Below are 18,955 nucleotides of genomic sequence, written 5' to 3'. Positions count from 1 at the left end.
CTGCCGGAAAGCGCCGACGACATGCTCGTCCTGCGCCCGCTGGGCGGGGCCGACGACGACATCGCGGCCGTCTTCCCGGCGTTCGAGGACGTCCGCCACGCCGAGTTCGAGCGACCGTCGCCGGACGACTTGGGGGACGAACTGGCGGCCGGGCTGTTGCGGTCGGCGCTGCGAATCGGCTTCCGCTCCGGCGCCGGGCCCTTCCGGTCGCTGGCCGGTATCGCAGTCGAACCGCGAGCTTACCAGCTGGTGCCGCTAATGATGGCACTGCGTCAGCAAACGGTACGCATGCTGATCTCCGACGACGTCGGTATCGGCAAGACCGTCGAGGCCGGCCTCATCGCGAGCGAGCTGCTGGCGGAGGGCAGTGCCCGGCGGCTCGCCGTGTTGTGTTCGCCTGCGCTGGCCGAGCAGTGGCAGGAGGAGCTGCGCACCAAGTTCGGTATCGACGCCGAATTGGTGCTGGCCTCGACGGTGTCCAAATTGGAGCGCGCGCTGGATCTCGGGCAGTCGTTGTTCGACCGGCACCCGCACGTGGTGGTCTCCACGGACTTCATCAAGTCCACCCGGCACCGCGATGACTTCGTCCGGCACTGCCCGGACCTCGTCATCGTGGACGAGGCGCACACCTGCGTGGCCGCGGAGGACACCGCATCGACGCAGAGTCAGCTGCGGTACGAGCTGCTGCAACGGATCGCTGGCGACCAGCAACGCCACCTCCTGTTGGTGACCGCCACCCCGCATAGCGGTAAAGAGAGCGCCTTCCGTGCCCTGCTTGGACTCGTCCGGCCGGAACTGGCGTCCGTCAACCTGGACAGCGATGCCGGCCGCGCGTTGCTCGCCACGCATTTCGTGCACCGCAAGCGGGCCGACGTACGACAGTTCCTCACCACCGAGGACGGTCTGGCCGACGACAGCCTGCGGGAGGACACGAAGTTCCCGTCGGACCGCTTCTTCAAGGACCAGACCTACAAGCTGTCCCCCACCTACCGGGACCTCCTCGAAGACGCCATCGCCTATGCGAGCGAGCGGGTGAATGCCGCGGGCAACCAGGGTAAGCGGGAAGCCCGGGTCGCCTGGTGGTCGGCGATCGCGTTGCTGCGATCTCTGGTCTCCTCCCCGCGGGCGGCCGCCCAGACGCTGCGTACCAGGTCCGCGACGGCGCAGGCAGAAACCGTCGAAGAAGCCGACCGCCTCGGCGCCCCGCTGGTGCGGGACGCCGGCGATGGTGACGCGCTCGAAGGGTTCGACGTCGCACCCGGTGCGGAGATCGAGGGAGCGGGTGCACGGCTGGCCGACTTGGCCGACCGCGCGGAGCGGCTCGAGGGGCCGGATTCCGACAGCAAGCTCGCCGTGCTGGCGAAGGAAGTCAAGGCGCTGCTCGCCGACGGCTACCACCCGATCATCTTCTGCCGCTACATCCCCACCGCCGAGTACATCGCCGATCAACTGGCCGGCAAGCTCGGCAAGAAGGTCGTGATCCGGGCGGTAACCGGCACCCTGTCGCCGCAGCAGCGCCTGCAGCGGATCGATGAGCTGGCGCAGGAGGCGGGCGACGATCCAGCCGCCCGCCGGGTGCTGGTCGCCACCGACTGCCTGTCGGAAGGCGTGAACCTGCAGCACCACTTCGACGCGGTGATCCACTACGACCTGGCGTGGAACCCGACCCGGCACGACCAGCGGGAGGGCCGGGTCGACCGGTACGGGCAGCGGCGGGACACGGTCCGGGTCGTCACCCTCTACGGCAGTGACAACGGGATCGACGGGAAGGTTCTGGATGTGCTCATCAAGAAGCACCGCCAGATCCAGAAGGACCTGGGCATCTCGGTTTCGGTGCCGGACGCCGCGTCCGCCGCGGTGACCGACGCGATCGTCGAATGGCTCCTGATGCGCGACCAGCGGCCTGAACAAGCGGAACTGTTCGAGTTGGAGACCCTGGAGCACAAGGCGCAGGTGCTGGAGGCGGACTGGAAGTCGGCCGCGGAGCGGGAGAAGACCTCCCGGTCGCGGTTCGCGCAGCGCGCCATCCACCCACAGGAGGTCGCCCGAGAGGTCGCCGCCGTCCGGGAAACCCTGGGGCGCGCCGGTGAGGTCCGTGGGTTCGTCCAGCAGGCGTTGCGGTCGCTGGAAGCCGTGCTGCGAGAGGACGGCGAGGGTGGCTTCACCGCGGACCTGAGCGGGACCCATGTCGGCCTGCGAGACGCCGTCGCCCCGGTGATTGGCGGGGACGCCGTCGAGACGGGACGGGCAGTGCGGTTCCGGTCGACGGCCGCGGTTGCCCGCGGAGAAGTGGCGCTGGTGCGGACCGACCCGGTGGTCGGCGCGCTCGCCGGGTACGTGCTCAACGCGGCGCTCGACCCCAAGGCGGCCGGCCCGCGTCCGGCCCGGCGCTGCGGTGTCATCCGCACCAAGGGGGTGGAGATCCGCACGACCTTGCTGCTGGTGCGCTACCGCTTCCACCTCACTCTGCCGTCCCGGACGGGCGAGCGGCAGCTGGTCGCCGAGGACGCGCGCCTACTCGCGTTCCAGGGCTCGCCGGCGAACGCCACCTGGCTGCCCGCCGAGGAGGCCCTGCGGCTGGCCGACCTGACCGCCGACGCCAACACCGATCCCGCCTTCGGCGAGCGCACGATGCAACGGGTGCTGGACCAGCTGGCCGCGGCCAACGCCCACCTCGAGTCCTTTGGGGACGAGCTCGCCGCGGAACTGCTTGCCTCGCACCGGCGGGTGCGTAGCGCCTCCGGCGAGATCGTCCGGGGTATGCGAGTCACCGCCCAGAAGTCCGCCGACATCCTCGGTGCCTACGTTTATCTGCCGGTCTCGGGAGGGGCCGCCTGATGTCCGCCATCGCTCGTCACCAGGTTTTCACGGCCGTCCACACCGTTGGCGGCCTGCTGCCCGCCGACATGCTGGTGCGGATTTCCGAAGGCAAGGATGTCAGCGGGTGTCTCCCCGGCGACTACCGGGTCGTCGGTTCCCGCTCGGTCCGCGACGACGCGGAACGGCGGTGGGACTACCTGCGCTCGGTGTGGGCCGAGCTGCGGGAGAAGCTGCCCGCCGCGTCCGAATCCGAGACACCGGCCGACCGCACCGGGCAGGCGCGGACGCAGTGGCTCGCGCCGTTGTTCGACGAACTCGGTTTCGGCGAGCTGACTCCGCTCGGCACCACCGGCATCACCAGTGACGACGGCACCAAGACGTTCCCGATTAGTCACCGGTGGAACCACGTGCCGATCCACCTGGCGGCGTGGCAGCACTCGCTGGACAAGCGACCGGGCGGGCCGGGCACCGTGCCGCCGCAATCGCTGGTGCAGGAGTGCCTGAACCGCTCGGAGGCCCACCTGTGGGGGATCATCACCAACGGCAGGCAACTGCGGCTGCTGCGCGACTCCAGCGCGCTGGCTACCGCCGCGTACGTCGACTTCGACCTGGAAGCCATCTTCGACGGTGAGCTGTTCAGCGAGTTCGTCCTGTTGTACCGGCTGCTGCACGTCTCCCGCTTCGCGGTCGCCGAGGGCGCCGCGCCGGCCTCGTGCTGGCTGGAAAAGTGGCGCCTGGAAGCGATCAAGTCCGGCACCCGCGCCCTGGAACAGCTTGGTCTCGGTGTCGAGGCAGCGATCAAGGCCTTGGGCACCGGCTTCCTCCGGCATCCGGACAACGCCCGGTTGCGCCGGGAGTTCGACGCGCGCGATTTCCAGACCGCCCTGTTGCGCCTGGTCTACCGGATGATCTTCGTCTTCGTCGCGGAGGACCGCGATGCACTGCATCCTCCCGAAACGTCTGAGCAGACGCGGTGGCGCTACGCGACCTACTTCTCCACCGCGCGGCTGCGTCGCCAGGCGAACCGCCGCCGGGGCACTGCGCACAGCGATCTCTACCAGGCTGTCCGGGTCGTACTGGACGCCCTGGGCGATGAGCGCGGGCGCCCCGAGCTGGGGCTGCCAGGCTTGGGCGGGCTGTTCGACGATACCGACGCCGACGAGCCTTTGCGCGGCCTGTCGCTGGCCAACAGCTGCCTGCTGGACGCAGTGCGCCACCTTTCCCGGGTCCGTGACGGCCTGCGATGGCGGCAGGTGGACTACCGCAACATGGACGCCGAAGAGCTGGGCTCGATCTACGAATCGCTGCTGGAGCTCGATCCCAGGCGTACCGGGGACGACGAGTTCGAGCTGTCTCATCGCCTGGGCAATGACCGCAAGAGGACCGGTTCGTACTACACGCCGAGTGCGCTGATCGACGTCCTGCTGGACTCCAGTCTCGCCCCGATCATCGACGATGCGCAGAAACGTGGTGAGCAGAGGGCGAGTGCCGCGGGCCTACCCGACCCTGCGGACAGCGTCGTGGCAGAGCTACTGTCGCTGACGGTGTGCGACCCGGCATGCGGGTCCGGCCATTTCCTGGTCGCCGCGGCTCGACGGATCGCCAAGCGCGTGGCCGCGGTAAGGGAGAACAACCCGGAGCCGACCCTCGACGCGATACGTCACGCGCTGCACGAAGTCGTCGCCCGCTGTGTTTACGGTGTCGACCTCAACCCGATGGCGGTCGAGCTCGCCAAGGTCGCTTTGTGGCTTGAGGCGCTGGAGCCGGGGAAGCCGCTGAGTTTCCTTGACGCACACGTCAAACTTGGCAACGGCCTCATCGGCGCGACACCGGCATTGCTGAGGCAGGGCATCCCGAACAAGGCATTCAAGGCCGTCGAGGGTGACGACCCGAAGTTCGCCGCGTTCCTGGAGAAGCAGAACAACGAGGAACGCCTCGGGCAGTTGGGTCTGTTCGAGCCGACGGAGACGACGAAGGTCGCCAACTCCACCTTCGCCGCCGGGCTCCGGCGGATCATCGATGCCCCGGTCCGGAGCTTGGCGGACGTCCACCGGCAGTCCGCCGACTACCGTGTCTGGGAAGACTCGCCGGAATACCGGCACGCGCGGCACGTTGCCGACGCCTGGTGTGCGGCGTTCATGTGGCACAAGATGAAGGACGCGCCTCCGCCGGTGACCCAAGACGTCTTCCAGGCGCTGCAGGACCCGGCGGCCGCGGCCGCTGCGCAGGAGACGCACGACGAGATCATCCGTTTGCGGGATGAGTACCGCTTCTTCCACTGGCACCTCGCCTTCCCGGACGTCTTCACAGTGCCCGATGACAATGCCGGGGTCGATCCGGCGACCGGCTGGTCCGGGGGTTTCTCCTGTGTGCTGGCGAACCCGCCCTGGGACAAGGTCGACTTCGAGGACAAGAAGTACTTCAGCGTCGTGGAACCGTCGATCGCCGCGATCTCCGGAGCCGATCGGCGCAGGCGGATCGAGGAGTGGGCCAAGGAACAGCCGGAGGCGGGGACGCGGTACCGCGCCAGCCGGCGCAAGGTGAAGTCGACGTTCCTCTTCGCCGGCAGCTCGGGCGCCTTCCCGTTGTGCGGTAAGGGCTTGACGGTGAAGGGCGTCAACTCACTGCAGACCGATCAGCTGTTCACCGAGCTGTTCGCCACCATCGCCGCTCCCGCTGGACGCATCGGCTGCATTGTCCAGTCCGCCGTCGCCACGGGTGCCGGGGGACAGCACCTCTTCGGTGATCTCACCCGCCGGGGTGCCGTCAAGCTTCTCTACGACTTCGAAAACCGCAACAACTTCCCTGCGGTGGATGCCCGGATCAAGTTCTGCCTGCTCTCGCTCGCTGGGCGGGGCATCCGTGAACCTGCGGCCGCCTTCGCCTTCTTCCTTAACGACGCCGAAGATCTGGACGACCGCGGGCGGATCTTCGCGCTGAGCCCGGAGGAGATCTCGCTCATCAATCCGAACACCGGGAACCTCCCGGTGTTCCGCAACCGTCGAGACGCCGACCTGACCGCGACGATCTATCACCGGCTGCCGGTGCTCTGGAACGAACGTCTGAAGAACGGAAACCCCTGGCAGATCTCATTCAAGAATCTCTTCAACATGACCGACGACTCCGACCTCTTCAAGAAGCGCGCTGAGCTTGAGGCGGACGGCTGGCAGCAGGAGGGCAACGTCTTCGTGCGAGGCGAGGAGCGGATGCTGCCGCTCTACGAGGGGAAGATGGCACATCTTTTCGACCATCGCTGGGCGCGTTACTACGGAACCGGCAATGAAGACCGGAAGCGGGTACTACCTGAGGAGAAGCAGGATCCCGGGTACTCGCCGGACGCGCGGTACTGGATCGCGGAGAGCGGGCTGATCCAGACCCGGCGGAATGACAAGGACGTCAAGATCCCTGGTGTCGAACTACGGCTGGCAGGCCTCGCCTGGGATCGGGACTGGCTGTGTGGTTGGCGCGATGTGTGTCGTTCCACCGACGAACGAACCGCGATCCCTGCTCTGATTCCGCGTACCGCCGTTGGCCATACCTTTCCACTCATGCTGCCGCGGGTCTCGCCGGTGCTCATTGCGGCACTCGTCGCCGCCCAGAGTTCGCTGGTATTCGACTTTGTGAGCCGTCAGAAGATCGGCGGAATCCACATGGCACTCATGACGTGGAAGCAGCTTCCCGTACCCACCCCCGAGATGATGAAGCCGCACACGCCGTTCATCACTCCGCGGGTCCTCGAACTCGTCTACACCGCCTACGACATGGCAGGGCTCGCCCGGGATCTCGGCGACTCCAGTGAGCCGTTCCGCTGGAACGAGGAGCGTCGTGCCCAGGTGCGCGCCGAGCTGGACGCGTACTTCTTCCACCTGTACGGCGTCGAACGCACCGACGTTGACTACATCCTCGATACATTCCAGTCGGACTCCGGCGGCCTCAAGAACAACGAGATCGCGAAGTACGGCACCTACCGGACCAAGGACCTGATCCTCGCCGAATACGACCGGATGGCCCAGGCCGGCGTCAGCCTGACCACACCACTCATCGACGGGGAGAACTACACCTCCACCCTCACCCCGCCACCCGGCCAGGGTCCCCGTCATCCTGCGGCGGCCACTAGCGAGGAACGCTGATGGACAGCCCCTACCCGGAGTTCCAGCTCCAGCTTCCCTTCAACGGCCCCATCGCGCACGGGCGGCTGCTCACCGAGAAGGGCACCAACGGCAGTCAGAAATTCAGTGTCAGTGCGGGGTCTCCGGTCCGGTCGGAGGAGGTACCGTCGTTCCCCTCGACGATGAAGTCCTCGCACAAGCTCCGCAAGAGCCTCCGGGCGGGCGGCCGGGTCACCGAATCCACCCGATTCCCTGGATACCTGGAGACGACCGAGGACATCATCTGCAACTCGCCCTCCGCAGCGGCGGAGATCCTGCTCGGCCGGTCCGCCAACGGCTACACCGAGTGGAAGACCGCTGACGGGCGTCCACTCGCGGACTTTCTCCAGGCCGCCTGGTACGGGCCGAACCGCACGTGGCTGGTCCGCGGCTCCAATGTCTCCGGTCTCGACTTGGTACAGCGGTTGTGGTTGCCGCGCGGCCTCGTCAGCCTCGCCGCCAGTCACCTGCGCGAAGGTGTCGAGCAGGGCGTGAGCAAGGACGAACTGCGCACTATGGTGGAAGAGGACTACGAATCGGTCCTCACCTACAGCCAGCGCACCCATCTGGTCGAGGCGTTGCACGTCTTCCTGTCCCGGATGAAGCCGGGCGACACGGTGTGCACGATCTCCAACGGCGACCTTTACGTCGGCGAGATCACCGGTGACGCCGAGCAGCTGGCCTCCGAGGGCGGCCGGTCGAACCTGCGGCGGCCGGCCGAGTGGCGCAGCGTCGGTTACCCGTATCTCGACCTGCCCGAGGCGCTGCAGCAGAAACTGTCCATCCAGCACGACGTCGTCGACCTCACCAGCGTCGAGGGGCTGGTCGCCGGTCTCGGCCGCAGCGACGAGGAGCTCGCCGGGGAAGTCAAAGAGACCGACGGGGAGTCCAGCGCGGAACTCGCCGCGTTGATGGCCCGGCTCGAGCTGAAACTGCCCGAACCGACGGACAGCCTCGCCAAGGAGCTGCTGGTGCACGACGTGGCGTGGTTGCGGGAACTGCGGGACCTGCTCTGGGACGACCGGCAGGTCATCCTCTATGGCCCGCCCGGCACCGGCAAAACCTACCTGGCCCTGCGCCTGGCCGAGTACTTCAGCGGTGGCCCGGAACAGGTCAAGCTCGTGCAGTTCCACCCTTCCTATTCCTATGAGGACTTCTTCGAAGGGTTCCGGCCCCAGGAGGACCCGCGCACCCGGGAGGTCGCGTTCCGGATCACTGACGGGCCGCTGCGCGAAATAGCCAACGCGGCCGCTCGGGAAGGCAACCGGCACATCCCGCATTTCCTGGTGATCGACGAGATCAACCGGGCGAACCTGGCGAAGGTCTTCGGGGAGCTGTACTTCCTGCTGGAGTACCGCAACAAGTCCGTCCGGCTCACCTACTCCGGCGACGACTTCGCGTTGCCGCCCAACCTGTTCGTCATCGGCACCATGAACACCGCGGACCGGTCCATCGCGCTGGTGGACGGGGCGATGCGCCGCCGGTTCTCGTTCGTCGAGCTGTCCCCGCGGACCGAACCCACTCGCGGCCTGCTCCGCCGCTGGCTGGACCGCGAGGGCCACGGCCCTGAAGCCGCCGACCTGCTCGACGAGCTGAACTCCCGCATCGAAGATCCGGATTTCCAGATCGGTCCCTCCTACCTGATGAAACCCGGCGTCCACCGCGACGGTGGCCTGGCTCGGGCCTGGCGCACGAAGATCCTCCCGTTGCTGGAGGAACACCACTACGGCGAAGGCATGGACGTCGAGCACCGCTACGGCCTGGCTTCTCTGCGGGTGGCCGCCACGCCCACGCCGGACTCGATCGACCCGGCATGACCAGTCTCGACCTGGTCGAACACGCCGCGCCCAGGTTCGTGCCGCTCGACGGCGCGGCCGGGCGTGCTCTGGCGCGCTCGGGCCTGGTCGAGGCCGCGCCGGACCCCGAAACCCCCGGCCGTTGGCGGGTCCGGGCCAAAGGCTTGGTCGGTGTGGCGGCCGTGCAGGTGCCCGGCGGCCGGGCGATCACCGTGCGGATCCAGCCCAAGCTGCCCGTGGCGCGCCTGCTGTTCCTGCTCGACTACAGCCGCAGCCCGAAGGGCTGGCGGGACGAGGCGGTGGAGGTGGCCGAGGAATCCGAACTGCTCCCGGCATTCGCCCGGCTGTTCGCCCGCCAATCCGAACACGCGCTGCGGCAGGGACTGCTCAAGGGCTACGTCGCCGTCGAGGAAACAGCACTCGTCATGCGCGGCCGCCTGCGCTTCGCCGAACAGGTCCGCCGGCACCACGGCAGACTCGTCCCAGTGGAAATCGACCACGACGACTACACCACCGAAACTGCCGAGAACCGGCTCCTGCGCTCAGCCTGTGAAGCGCTCCTTCGCCTGCCTCTATCCACCGACGTGCGCGGGCGGCTGCTTCGGCTGCGGGCTAACCTGATCGACGTCAGCCCGGTTCCCCGCGGCGCCGTCCTGCCCACCTGGCGCCCGAGCCGGCTCAACGCCCGCTACCACCATGCCCTGCGCCTGGCCGAACTCGTCCTGCGCAACGCGTCCGTCGAGCATCGCGCCGGGAACGTCACGGTGCACGGGTTCACCTTCGACATGGCCCGGGTCTTCGAGAACTTCCTCACCGCTGCCCTGCGCGAGGCACTCACTGGCCACAGTGGACGCTCTGTCCAGCAGGCCCGCCACCACCTCGACGAGGACAGAGCCATCCGGATGATCCCCGACTTCGTCCACTACGCCGACGACGGCACGCCACTCGCCGTGGCCGACGCCAAGTACAAGGCCGAGAAACCCGAAGGTTTCCCCGACGCCGACCTCTACCAGATGCTGGCCTACTGCACGGCGCTGAATCTGCCGGAAGGACACCTGGTGTATGCGAAAGGGAACGCCCCGCACGCTTCGCATCGGGTCCGCAACGTGGGCATCACCATCCACCAGCATGTTCTCGACCTCGACCAGCCACCCGGCGACCTGCTGACCAGCGTCGGGCACCTGGCCCGTCGGCTCATCCGGAAGTGAAGGACAACCATGCCGCAACTTGCCTTCGCGAACAGCTTCTGGGAGACCTACGACCTGCTGGAGAAGCAGGTCAAAGCCGGTGTCCGCAAGGCGATGGCCAAGTTCCAGCAGCTGTCCATCGCCGAGCTGTACGCGGACAAGGGGCTGCACCTGGAGTCGGTGGACAAGGCACGTGACCCGCGCATGCGGACCATCCGCATCACCGACTTCTGGCGCGGCGTCGTCCTCGCCCCGGACGACAGCAGCGACATCTTCCTGCTGCTCAACGTCGTCCCGCATGACGATGCCTACTCGTGGGCAGCCAAGCGCCTCTACACCGTCAACACGGCGACCCGCGGGTTGGAAGTACGCAACGTGGTGGCGATCGAGCAGCTCACGCCGTCCCTCGAAGAGGTGGCCGCGAAGGCACCCGACCTGCTGTTCGCCCGCCACTCCGACACAGTTCTGCGCGAGCTCGGCATCGATGACCAGGTCCTGCGCGCGGCGCGGGCCATCGCCGACCAAGCCCAGCTGGAGGCCTTCGCCGGGGTGCTGCCCGAGGATCAGTTCGAGGTCCTGCAGTTCCTCGCCGAGGGGTTCACCGCCGAAGAGGTCTACCGGGACGTGGTCGCCGAGCGTCTGGCGGCCACCAGCGGCGACGGTACGAGCGACAGCCTGGCGATGGCCATCGTCAACACGCCGAACCGGATCAAGCTCGTCACCGGCCCGGACGAACTCGCCGAGGCCCTGGACAAGCCGTTCGCCGCGTGGCGGGTGTTCCTGCACCGATCCCAGCGGCGCGTCGCCTACCGCACCTCCTTCAGTGGTCCGGCGCAAGTCACCGGTGGTCCGGGAACCGGGAAGACGGTCGTCGCCCTGCACCGCGTCAAGCATCTGCTGTCCCGCGCGCCGGACACTCAGGTGCTGCTCTCCACCTACACCAACGCGCTGGCCGGGATGTTGCGGGAGAATCTGGCGCTGCTGCTGGAGGACGACGAGCAGCTGGCCCGGGTGAACGTCACGACGGTCGACGCGTTCGCGAACCGGGTGGTGCGAGAGGCCACCGGGCGGGCGCCGTCGCCGATCGGTGATGCCGACGAGCGGCAGATCTGGCGGCGCCTTGCCCGCCGGCTCGACCTGCCGTGGTCCGAGCAGTTCCTGATGCAGGAGTTCCGGCACGTGGTGTTGGCCCAAGGCGTCGAGAACAAAGCCGGCTACCTCCGGGCCGAGCGCCGCGGCCGCGGCTCCGCGCTGCGGCCTTCGCAGCGTGAACTGCTGTGGCAGGCGATGACTGCCTTCTCCACCGAACTCGCGGGGCGGACCACGCATCTGCTGGTCTGTGCGGACGCCGCGAAGCTGCTGTCGGACCAAAAGGCCACTCAGCACCGGTATGACCACGTGGTGGTCGACGAAGCACAGGACCTGCACCCAGCGCAGTGGCGGGTGCTCCGGGCGGCTGTGCCCGAAGGACCGGACGACCTGTTCATCACCGGCGATCCCCATCAGCGGATCTACGACTCGCGGGTGTCGCTGCGGGCGCTGGGCATCCCGGTCACCGGCCGGAGCAGCAGGTTGCGCGTCAACTACCGCAGCACGGCCGAGATCCTCGGCTGGTCCACCGGCGTGATGGCCGACGTCCAGGTCAGCCAGCTCAGCGGGGACGGCGACGACAGCCTGGTCGGCTACCGATCGTTGCTGCACGGCACCCGGCCGCACATCGCCGGATATCCCGACGAGAACTCGGAGATCGACGCGGCCGCCGGACGCATACGGGAATGGCTGGGGCAAGGTGTGCTACCCCACGAGATCGCGGTGTGCACCCGGTTCAACATCCTGCTGGACAAGGTGCGTGACCGGCTGCGGGCCGAAAACATTCCGGCAGTGCTGGTCAAAGACCGTCCGGCGGCCGGCACCGAGGGCGTGCGGCTGGCGACCATGCACGCAATGAAGGGGCTCGAGTTCCGGTGCGTCGCGATCGTGGGCGCCACCGCTCGTGCGGTCCCGTTCGCCAAGGAGGTCACGCCCGTGGAAGTGGACCCGCAGCAGCACGCAAGCGACCTGCTCAGGGAGCGTTGCCTGTTGTTCGTCGCCGGCACCCGGGCACGCGAACGCCTGTCCGTGTCGTGGAGTGGCGCACCCAGCCCATTCCTGCCCGACTAATTCCTTGGCTCGGGGCGCAGCGCACCAAGGGTGAGGCCGTCTCGGCCAAGCGATGTGGCGCGCTGTCCCAGTTTCGCCAGTTCCGCGAGCAACCGGTCGAACTCCTCGAACGAGCGGAACGCGGCGCCGTAACGGCGTTGTTCGTCGACGCCCAGCTGAGGGATGCGAGCGCCGGTCACGTCCGCGCGGAAACTACCGCTGCTGCTGGTCGCACGCTTGGCGTTCGCGGCGCTGCTCAGAAAACCGCGCACGAAGTCGGTGTCCAGCCGGTCACTCTTCGAGGCCGCTCCGTCGTCGGTCAGCGAGACCAGCCCGGCGCGCACGAGATCCGCCATCTTGACCGACGGGCCGTCGAGAGCGCCCTGGCCTTTGCCGAGTTCGGGTAGCAGCTCACTGAGCTCGTGCAGCCTGGCCACCACCGCCGCGCAGGCGGTGGCATACTCGGCCAGGTGGTCGACATGTTGTGCGGCGACGTAACGGGCCGGTGTGAGATCGACGTCCTCGTCCAACAGGTCGATCAGCGGTACGTCCGCGATCTGGCTGGCCACGGGCTCGAACGTCTCGTCCGGGTCGTTCGCCGACAGATCCACCATCCGCACCACGTCGCGGCTTGACTCGGCGTCGACCGGCCTCTCCAGCAGCCATAGCTGCACGGGTTGCGCATGCAGCGCGGCCATGCCGGGAGGCAAGGCGACGACGCCGGACAGCACCCCCCGGCGGACCAACTCCGCCCGGATCCGACGGCCCGCCTTGCGATAGGCGACCGACGGTGGCATCACAACCACCGCCCTGCCCCCGTGGGCGACGTGGGAATAGCAGTGCTGAAGCCAGGCTAGCTCGCTCTCAGCGCGGGTGGGGACCCCGAATTCCCAGCGGGTGTCCAGGAGCAGGTCCTCACGACCCCAGTCCGCGACGTTGACCGGCGGATCGCAGACCACTAGTTCAGCGCGCAGCTGAGACCACCGATCCTGCCGGAGCGAGTCGCCGGCTCGCACGGCGGCGCCTGGGTCGACAAGCTTCAGGCGCGCTCCGGCCAGGCGCGCCGCGGCCTCATGGCATTCCTGCCCCGCCAATGATGTGTCGGAAGTAGCGAACGCCAGCAGGAGCGAACCGACCCCGCAGGCGGGATCGAAGACGGTACCAGTCACCGGACCGACGAAATGGCCGATCGCGCGCACCAGGCGAGGTGTCGAGGTGTACTCGCCACCGGACATTCGCTCAACGAGAGCCGTGAGGACTTCGGCCGATGTTCGCTCTTCGATGAGCTCCCGGATGAGAGAGCCGAGGTCCGAATCGAGCCGCTGGGCCGATCCGGCGGTGAGCAGCATCGAGACGTCCGCCAGGCCGCGGACCATGTCGCTGCCGTACCGCGCGCGCAGCGCGTGCCAGAGCACCACTTCCGGCGACGGATCATCGCCCTTCCGATGCCGGTCCAGCCAGGATCGGATCTCGGCCAGGTCGAACAGGGCTGTGCGCCCCGCACCACGCACCGGAGCCGGGAAGTCCGCATATCGCTTGCGCCAGTTGGACACCGCGGCTCGTGTCACCTTGGCCAGCCGCGCGACCTCGGCAGGACTGACGAGCGAAGCAGCACTGGTCCGAGTGGCACTCATGCCCCCACAGTACACGCTGCAGAGCCCCAAATTGGCGAATGCGTACGTTGACAACGCAAACCGACGATGAGATGCGCGAGCGGGACGAAACCTAGCCGCGGTCAGACGCAGCCCTGCAGGCCGCCGAGTGGAGCTTGCGCCTCATCAGAGCGACACCCAGTGGCTCCAATACCACGCTGGACACAGTTGCCCTGGGTTGGCGCGTTCCTCCTCGCTTCGCTAGCTGTGATGTCCGAGGAGGTTGGTCAGTCGGACACCGGAGCTGTTCTGGGAAGCAACGAGCGCCTGGCGACCAGCAAAGACAAAGGTGGCACGTGTGGCGCTCCTTGCCGACGCCACGATCGCCGGCGCGTTGCACACTGGCTGGAATAAGCCGCCAACCGGCGTCGGCTGGGCTCTGACGGACACGATGGCGGCTGCCGCCTACGGAGCTCCTGCCGGTGTCCGAGCTGGCTATCCACCGGACTTCTACGTCCCCGACACGACGACGGCACACCGGGCCGAAACACTCCTGGGCGTGCCGACATCAGAAGCCGCCCGTGGGGCGACCATCCGGGTCGCGCCAGTGCCTCAGGTGTGTGCCCTGAGGTTCCCGGCATCGCCAGATGGGCCACCGTGGCCGCTGGCACATCCACTGTTCGTGGCTCTCGATCTGGCCACCGACCCCGGACGCGGCCGGGAGATCCTCGAAGGCTGGAACCCACCGCAAGAGGTAACACGTATCTGGTGATCAACCACGGGTAGTGGAGCTCTTCGGTCCGGTCACGGCGTCCCTGGTCCAGGCGCTTCCGGAGATCGAGCGGCGACTCGATCGCAGGATCACCGTGGTCGGCGGCCTCGCCGTCCTGTCCCGTCTCGGTTCCGCCGCGCACCGGGTGACCAGTGATGTCGACACGGTCAACCGGCGGCTCGGCGAACCGGGCCAGCTCGATGTCCTGCTCGCCACCGGGGCCAGCGCGATCGACGGGGCAGGCGTGATGGTCGCCACGACGAGTGGCGATGTCCTGGTGGACGTGCTGGAAGTCAGCGAGGAGCAACTCGACGATATCCCCGAAGATCCGACCGATCGGCTCTACCTGCTCAGTCACGACTGGGCCCTGCGCTCGGCGACACCACTGCATATCCGTGCCGTCGGTGGGGGCACCACGAGCGAGCACACGGTCCAGGTTGCCGAGCCGGGACCGCTCGTCGCGACAAAGTTGCAGGCGCTGCCGAACCGGGCACGCGTCAAGAAAGCAACCGACCTGCTCGACATCGTCCGGCTCGCCCTCGACGACGAAACCGGGCCGGTCGTCCGCGCTCAGCTCGCCGTCGCCGACATGGTGCTGAAACAGGACGCAGCGTTGCATGTCGAACGGTGGTTCCGGACGGCCGCCGAGCGGAGCTTGCGCCTCATCAGGACAACACCTAGTGGCTCCGACACCACGCCGGACACGATTGCGCTGGTCGGCGAACTTCTCCTCGCTTCGCTCGCGCGCTAAGGATTCAGACGGCGCCGGAATTGAGCTGGCTCGGCACGCCGTTCGACATGCCGAGCCAACTTGTCGTCCTATGCCGCGACAATTCCGAACGGCAATTGCAGCTGATCAGCCGGCTCACCCACAGATAGATTCGCCGCGGCCGTCAACGTCCCGGCGAGGCGACGGGCCTCGTCCTCGGTCAGGTGCCAGCCTTGATTGGTCACTCCCTTGCCGCACCAGATCCGCGGTGCCTCCTCGCGGACGCCCTGGTCGAGGCTCACGACCACGTGCTCGGGCTGCCACCCCAACCCCGGGCCCATCTCCTGGGCATCCTCCAAGATAAGGGGCACCTGCTCCTCCCAGCTGGAGAAGTGACGACGATCCGAGCCAGCGTCGCGATCGTCGTGTAGACCGTTGCACCACCGCGGGCAGGGTTTCGCCAGCCAGAACACAGATCGCGAGCAGATTGCCGCATCCTCGCCGGAGCAGGTGATCAGATCTGGCGCGCCGACCTGCGTCAGGTCAACTCGGTGAAGCGGAACGCGTCCGCACCGGACGCAGGTATGCCCTCCACGCTGCGCCGCATCGAGCCCACCCAGATCCACCCCGGGCACGCTGCCCAACAGAGCCTTGTTCTCCATACCGTTCTCCTTCAACACAGAGGACGCAGACAGATGATCGAGTAATACGGCGGAGCGACACGCCTTGCAGGTGTCGCACAATCGAGTGATTCCTTTCATGATCACGCCGCAGAATCCGTATTAGGAGGTGTCGACCTCCCCCGACAAGGAAGGCAACGCAATGCCTAACCATCAGCGGTCGCTCACCTCACTGGAGATCATCGAACGACGCTTCAACGAGCTCACCGCGCAGCCGACAGCGCTATCACTCGACGGCCGCGTCATCGGATTCGGCCTCCCCGACCGGCCGATCCCCCTGGACGAACTCCGGATCACCCTCCTCAAGCGCCAGACCAGCAACCAGGTGAAGAACGCCGTCTGGAGCGAGGTCGTGCGACGCGCGCAGGAACAGGGCGACCCCTGGACTACCGCAGCACTCGGGTTGATGATGCCGGGCCTGAAGAAGGTCGCCGGCAGCATCGCCCGCAACTTCCGCGGCGACATCGCCGACTTCGACGCCGAGATCGTCGAAGGGTTTCTCCAGGCGCTGAACTCGCTGGACCCCAACAAGCCGATGCTCTACTCGTCCCTGCGGTTCATGGCCCACCGCTACGGACTGGAAGCCCGCGGCAAGGAAGACCGGATCAACGGAACACGCTCCACCTACGACGAGAGCACGTTCGTCAGGTACCGAGCCCGGACAACCGGACATCCAGACCTCGTCCTGGCACAAGCCGTCAAGGACGACACCCTGACCGAAGACGAAGCCAGCCTCATCGGACGAGTACGGCTCGACGGCGAGGGAGCCGCATCCGTCGCCCACGAACGCGGCGTCTCCTTCTACCAATTCCGGCAGCAGCTGTCACGAGCCGAGCGACGACTGACAGAGGCCCTCACTCGCCATTCCGCCGCAGCATGACCCGCTGGTGGTGTCGGCAGCCAAGCCTCACCGCCGACACCACCAGTGATGAAGGGTTCTCAGTAGCTCACCCAGAAGGCCAATGCCATGAATCATCGAAAAGTTCGCGAACTCGACCGGCCACGGTTCTACCGCGTCGGCGAAGCGGCAGCGATGCTGAACCTGTCACCCATGACGCTTTACCGGGCAATTCAGGCCGGCGAGTTCCCCGCTATCAGGGTCCGGAACCGCATCATCGTCCCGGCGCGCGCAATCGACGACATCGAGCAGGCTGCCGTGACTAGCAACAGCGTCGTCGACACCGCCAACTTGGCCACGACAACTCCGCCTGCGAACTCTCAGGCTGGCCTACGCGACCGCCAGGCGTGATCGACTTGCGTGCTCGACGCCCGCTGGAGTGGGACCGGAAGCCGCGACACGCCCGGGCGCCGGGCCGGGATCTCATGGCCCATTTCGTGACCCGAAACGCTGGTGCCTGGCGATGCTCAGGAGGGCACCACAGAGAACCGTGAGGACAAAGTTGCAGGTAGAGGCCACAGTCAACGCTGTTGACTGCTCTCCTAAAGCGGGTGTCGCAGGTTCGAATCCTGCCGGGGGCACAAAACCCCTGGTCGGGATCATGACCAGGGGCTTCGCGCTTGGCCAACCCTTGCTTAACCCTCGTCTTTGGGAAGCTCGATCGTCGGACGCTCCAGCGCCGGACCGACGTCCTCGCCGACAACACCGCGTTCCATGTAGTCCTCTTGCGTCGTACTGATGCGCTCATGACCGAGGTAGTCGGCGATCTCCCGAGCGGTCAAGCCGGCATCGTCCAGGACCCCAGCGACGTAGTGCCGGAAGTCGTGCGGATGCAGACCCTTGTACGGCGCCTTCTCGACGACCATCCGAAACCGCGCCCGCGTGTTGTCCGGGTCCCGCAAAGTGCCTGTCGCCGACGGGAAGACCCACCGCGTCTCAGCCTCCGCACGACGACGCTTCAGAATGTCCATCACCCCACGCCGGCGGGCGAATCGTGCGCATGCCCGCACGGCTCTTGGTGTGGTCCTGCACGAACAAACCTTGTCCGGTCACCCGGATCACGGTGCCGTAAAAGCGGATCGTGCCGGCATCGAAGTCGACCGAGGTGTCCCGGTCAAGGCGGCCCCTCCGGGGCCGCGCCGCTATCGGCCGGCACGCGCGGGGCACGCCTCCGGCACCCACGCGACCGGCCGGCGGCTGCACCAGGGGGCCGCAGCTCAAGAAGAAAAGATGTCCTCGCCGGACGGGCAGGTCTCCGAGATGGCCGAGTCGAGCGCGACGGTTGCGTCCGTGGGCGGCCAAACGGCATCTCGTCAACCTCCCGGAGGGCTATCACGCCGCGTCAAGGGGGCAGCCGAGCAGGTAGGTGACGGTCAGGCCGAAAGTGCCCCGTTGACACAGCGTGATCGGGCGACGCCAGGTCGACGAGATGCCGAAAGGCCACCCACTAATTAATGAGTTTCTCGACCGCCAGACTTCCAGTGATCAACTGCTGCGCATGAGGGTTAGTACGGCAGTTGGCGGCTGCGGGTAGCCACTTCCTCCGTGTGTGATCGGGACAGGGGTCAGTACGCGTTCTGGATGTCCTCGTTGGTCAGCGGGACGCCGATGCCCACGCCGGACACCGACACGACCACGTAGTTCGCGATGGTGTTCCTGATGTACTCGTCCAGGTCGCCGCTCAATGCCATCGTGTTGGTGAACTTTGCGCGACATAGGGGGCATTCGTCCGCCGTGGGCTGATTCTCGTACAGCCTGTACAGCCAATTGGTGAGGCAGTTCCGGCATACGAGGTGGTCGCACGGCAGCTTGATCGTTTCGCCGTTGGTGAATGGTTCTCCACAGATCGGGCAGTCCATGCGGTGCTCCAGAATTGAACGGAACCGGGTAGGGGAACACCCTATTCTGGGTGCCCGTGCGGTCCGACACGGCGACTGACGGGCTACCCTTGAGGGAAGAGTGGCTGCCCTGCCGGGCGGCCACCGGCGACAGCACGGACCCTTCATGCCCGCCCCGCGCAGGACCGGAATCCATGACCGAGCACCGAACTCCCCCGCCCGTCGCCACGCTGTACCCTCGCTAATGGTCGCGAGATGATCACAAATGACCACGGGAACAGGCGCACCGCAGCCGAGAGATCGTCAGGTAGCGAACTATGTCGATCGCTTTCGGCGATCAACGGAAGACATGATCCACAAAAGCGGGTGTCGCAGG

General features: G+C 67.0%; 12 protein-coding genes and 1 pseudogene. 8 read left to right on the top strand and 5 right to left on the bottom strand.

Translation table 11 applies throughout. From position 1 onward, the window contains the following. Positions 1-21 precede the first annotated feature (21 nt). From BT341_RS11180 to BT341_RS11160, 5 genes are read left to right on the top strand one after another with little or no spacing between them, the layout of a single operon-like run. Positions 22-2,838 (top strand): DEAD/DEAH box helicase, encoded by a 2,817-nt coding sequence (locus BT341_RS11180; RefSeq protein WP_245804938.1) that lies wholly within the window; start codon positions 22-24, stop codon positions 2,836-2,838. Further along, complete coding sequence (locus tag BT341_RS11175; protein ID WP_072476214.1) at positions 2,838-6,950, top strand: Eco57I restriction-modification methylase domain-containing protein; 4,113 nt, start codon at positions 2,838-2,840, stop codon at positions 6,948-6,950. Before BT341_RS11180 ends, BT341_RS11175 begins: the two co-directional genes overlap by 1 nt. Then, positions 6,950-8,785, top strand: a complete 1,836-nt coding sequence (locus BT341_RS11170) for a DUF4357 domain-containing protein (protein WP_072476213.1) — start codon at positions 6,950-6,952, stop codon at positions 8,783-8,785. The genes BT341_RS11175 and BT341_RS11170 overlap by 1 nt, the downstream gene beginning before the upstream one ends. 38 nt (positions 8,786-8,823) lie before the next feature. Continuing rightward, positions 8,824-9,972, top strand: a complete 1,149-nt coding sequence (locus BT341_RS11165) for an McrC family protein (protein ID WP_245804937.1) — start codon at positions 8,824-8,826, stop codon at positions 9,970-9,972. Between the two features lie 9 nt (positions 9,973-9,981). Further along, a complete protein-coding gene (locus BT341_RS11160) occupies positions 9,982-12,111 on the top strand; it encodes a UvrD-helicase domain-containing protein (protein ID WP_072476211.1) in 2,130 nt (709 codons plus the stop codon). Here the strand turns inward: BT341_RS11160 and BT341_RS11155 are convergent. After that, a complete protein-coding gene (locus BT341_RS11155) occupies positions 12,108-13,724 on the bottom strand; it encodes an N-6 DNA methylase (protein WP_072476210.1) in 1,617 nt (538 codons plus the stop codon). The genes BT341_RS11160 and BT341_RS11155 overlap by 4 nt on opposite strands. A 743-nt stretch (positions 13,725-14,467) precedes the next feature. Here BT341_RS11155 and BT341_RS11150 point away from each other — a divergent pair. Then, entirely contained in the window at positions 14,468-15,205 is a 738-nt protein-coding gene (locus tag BT341_RS11150) for a hypothetical protein (RefSeq protein WP_072476209.1), read from the top strand. A 68-nt stretch (positions 15,206-15,273) separates the two neighbouring features. Here the strand turns inward: BT341_RS11150 and BT341_RS44185 are convergent, their stop codons facing one another. After that, the gene (locus tag BT341_RS44185; RefSeq protein ID WP_143168523.1) at positions 15,274-15,825 is read right to left on the bottom strand and encodes a DUF6907 domain-containing protein; all 552 of its coding nucleotides are present in this window, start codon (positions 15,823-15,825) and stop codon (positions 15,274-15,276) included. Positions 15,826-15,952: 127 nt separating this feature from the next. On the opposite strand from BT341_RS44185, the gene BT341_RS11140 reads away from it, so the two are divergent. Together BT341_RS11140 and BT341_RS11135 are read left to right on the top strand one after the other, a co-directional pair. Continuing rightward, complete coding sequence (locus BT341_RS11140) at positions 15,953-16,723, top strand: sigma-70 RNA polymerase sigma factor region 4 domain-containing protein (RefSeq protein ID WP_143168522.1); 771 nt, start codon at positions 15,953-15,955, stop codon at positions 16,721-16,723. Positions 16,724-16,810: 87 nt separating this feature from the next. Beyond that, the gene (locus BT341_RS11135) at positions 16,811-17,092 is read left to right on the top strand and encodes a helix-turn-helix domain-containing protein (protein WP_072476206.1); all 282 of its coding nucleotides are present in this window, start codon (positions 16,811-16,813) and stop codon (positions 17,090-17,092) included. Between the two features lie 284 nt (positions 17,093-17,376). On the opposite strand, the gene BT341_RS11125 is transcribed toward BT341_RS11135, so the two are convergent. The 3 genes and pseudogenes from BT341_RS11125 to BT341_RS47810 form a co-directional block, all read right to left on the bottom strand. Then, on the bottom strand, positions 17,377-17,712 hold the full coding sequence (locus tag BT341_RS11125) for a tyrosine-type recombinase/integrase (protein WP_072481900.1): 336 nt from the start codon (positions 17,710-17,712) through the stop codon (positions 17,377-17,379). Between the two features lie 594 nt (positions 17,713-18,306). Continuing rightward, the gene (locus BT341_RS47260; RefSeq protein WP_281255979.1) at positions 18,307-18,432 is read right to left on the bottom strand and encodes a hypothetical protein; all 126 of its coding nucleotides are present in this window, start codon (positions 18,430-18,432) and stop codon (positions 18,307-18,309) included. An 18-nt stretch (positions 18,433-18,450) separates the two neighbouring features. Then, positions 18,451-18,600 (bottom strand): annotated as a pseudogene (locus BT341_RS47810) (RING finger domain-containing protein); the annotation flags it as partial. Positions 18,601-18,955: the final 355 nt, after the last annotated feature.

The organism is Amycolatopsis australiensis, assembly GCF_900119165.1.
GTDB lineage: Bacteria > Actinomycetota > Actinomycetes > Mycobacteriales > Pseudonocardiaceae > Amycolatopsis > Amycolatopsis australiensis.
This window is presented reverse-complemented; position numbering and strand designations above follow the sequence as displayed.

Bases quoted from the DNA above. Each gene is read 5' to 3' on its own strand.
- BT341_RS11180 (WP_245804938.1), top strand. From the start codon at position 22: ATGCTCGTCCTGCGCCCGCTGGGCGGGGCCGACGACGACATCGCGGCC.
- BT341_RS11175 (WP_072476214.1), top strand. From the start codon at position 2,838: ATGTCCGCCATCGCTCGTCACCAGGTTTTCACGGCCGTCCACACCGTT.
- BT341_RS11170 (WP_072476213.1), top strand. From the start codon at position 6,950: ATGGACAGCCCCTACCCGGAGTTCCAGCTCCAGCTTCCCTTCAACGGC.
- BT341_RS11160 (WP_072476211.1), top strand. From the start codon at position 9,982: ATGCCGCAACTTGCCTTCGCGAACAGCTTCTGGGAGACCTACGACCTG.
- BT341_RS11155 (WP_072476210.1), bottom strand. From the start codon at position 13,724: ATGAGTGCCACTCGGACCAGTGCTGCTTCGCTCGTCAGTCCTGCCGAG.
- BT341_RS44185 (WP_143168523.1), bottom strand. From the start codon at position 15,825: ATGGAGAACAAGGCTCTGTTGGGCAGCGTGCCCGGGGTGGATCTGGGT.
- BT341_RS11135 (WP_072476206.1), top strand. From the start codon at position 16,811: ATGAATCATCGAAAAGTTCGCGAACTCGACCGGCCACGGTTCTACCGC.
- BT341_RS11125 (WP_072481900.1), bottom strand. From the start codon at position 17,712: ATGGACATTCTGAAGCGTCGTCGTGCGGAGGCTGAGACGCGGTGGGTC.
- BT341_RS47260 (WP_281255979.1), bottom strand. From the start codon at position 18,432: ATGGCATTGAGCGGCGACCTGGACGAGTACATCAGGAACACCATCGCG.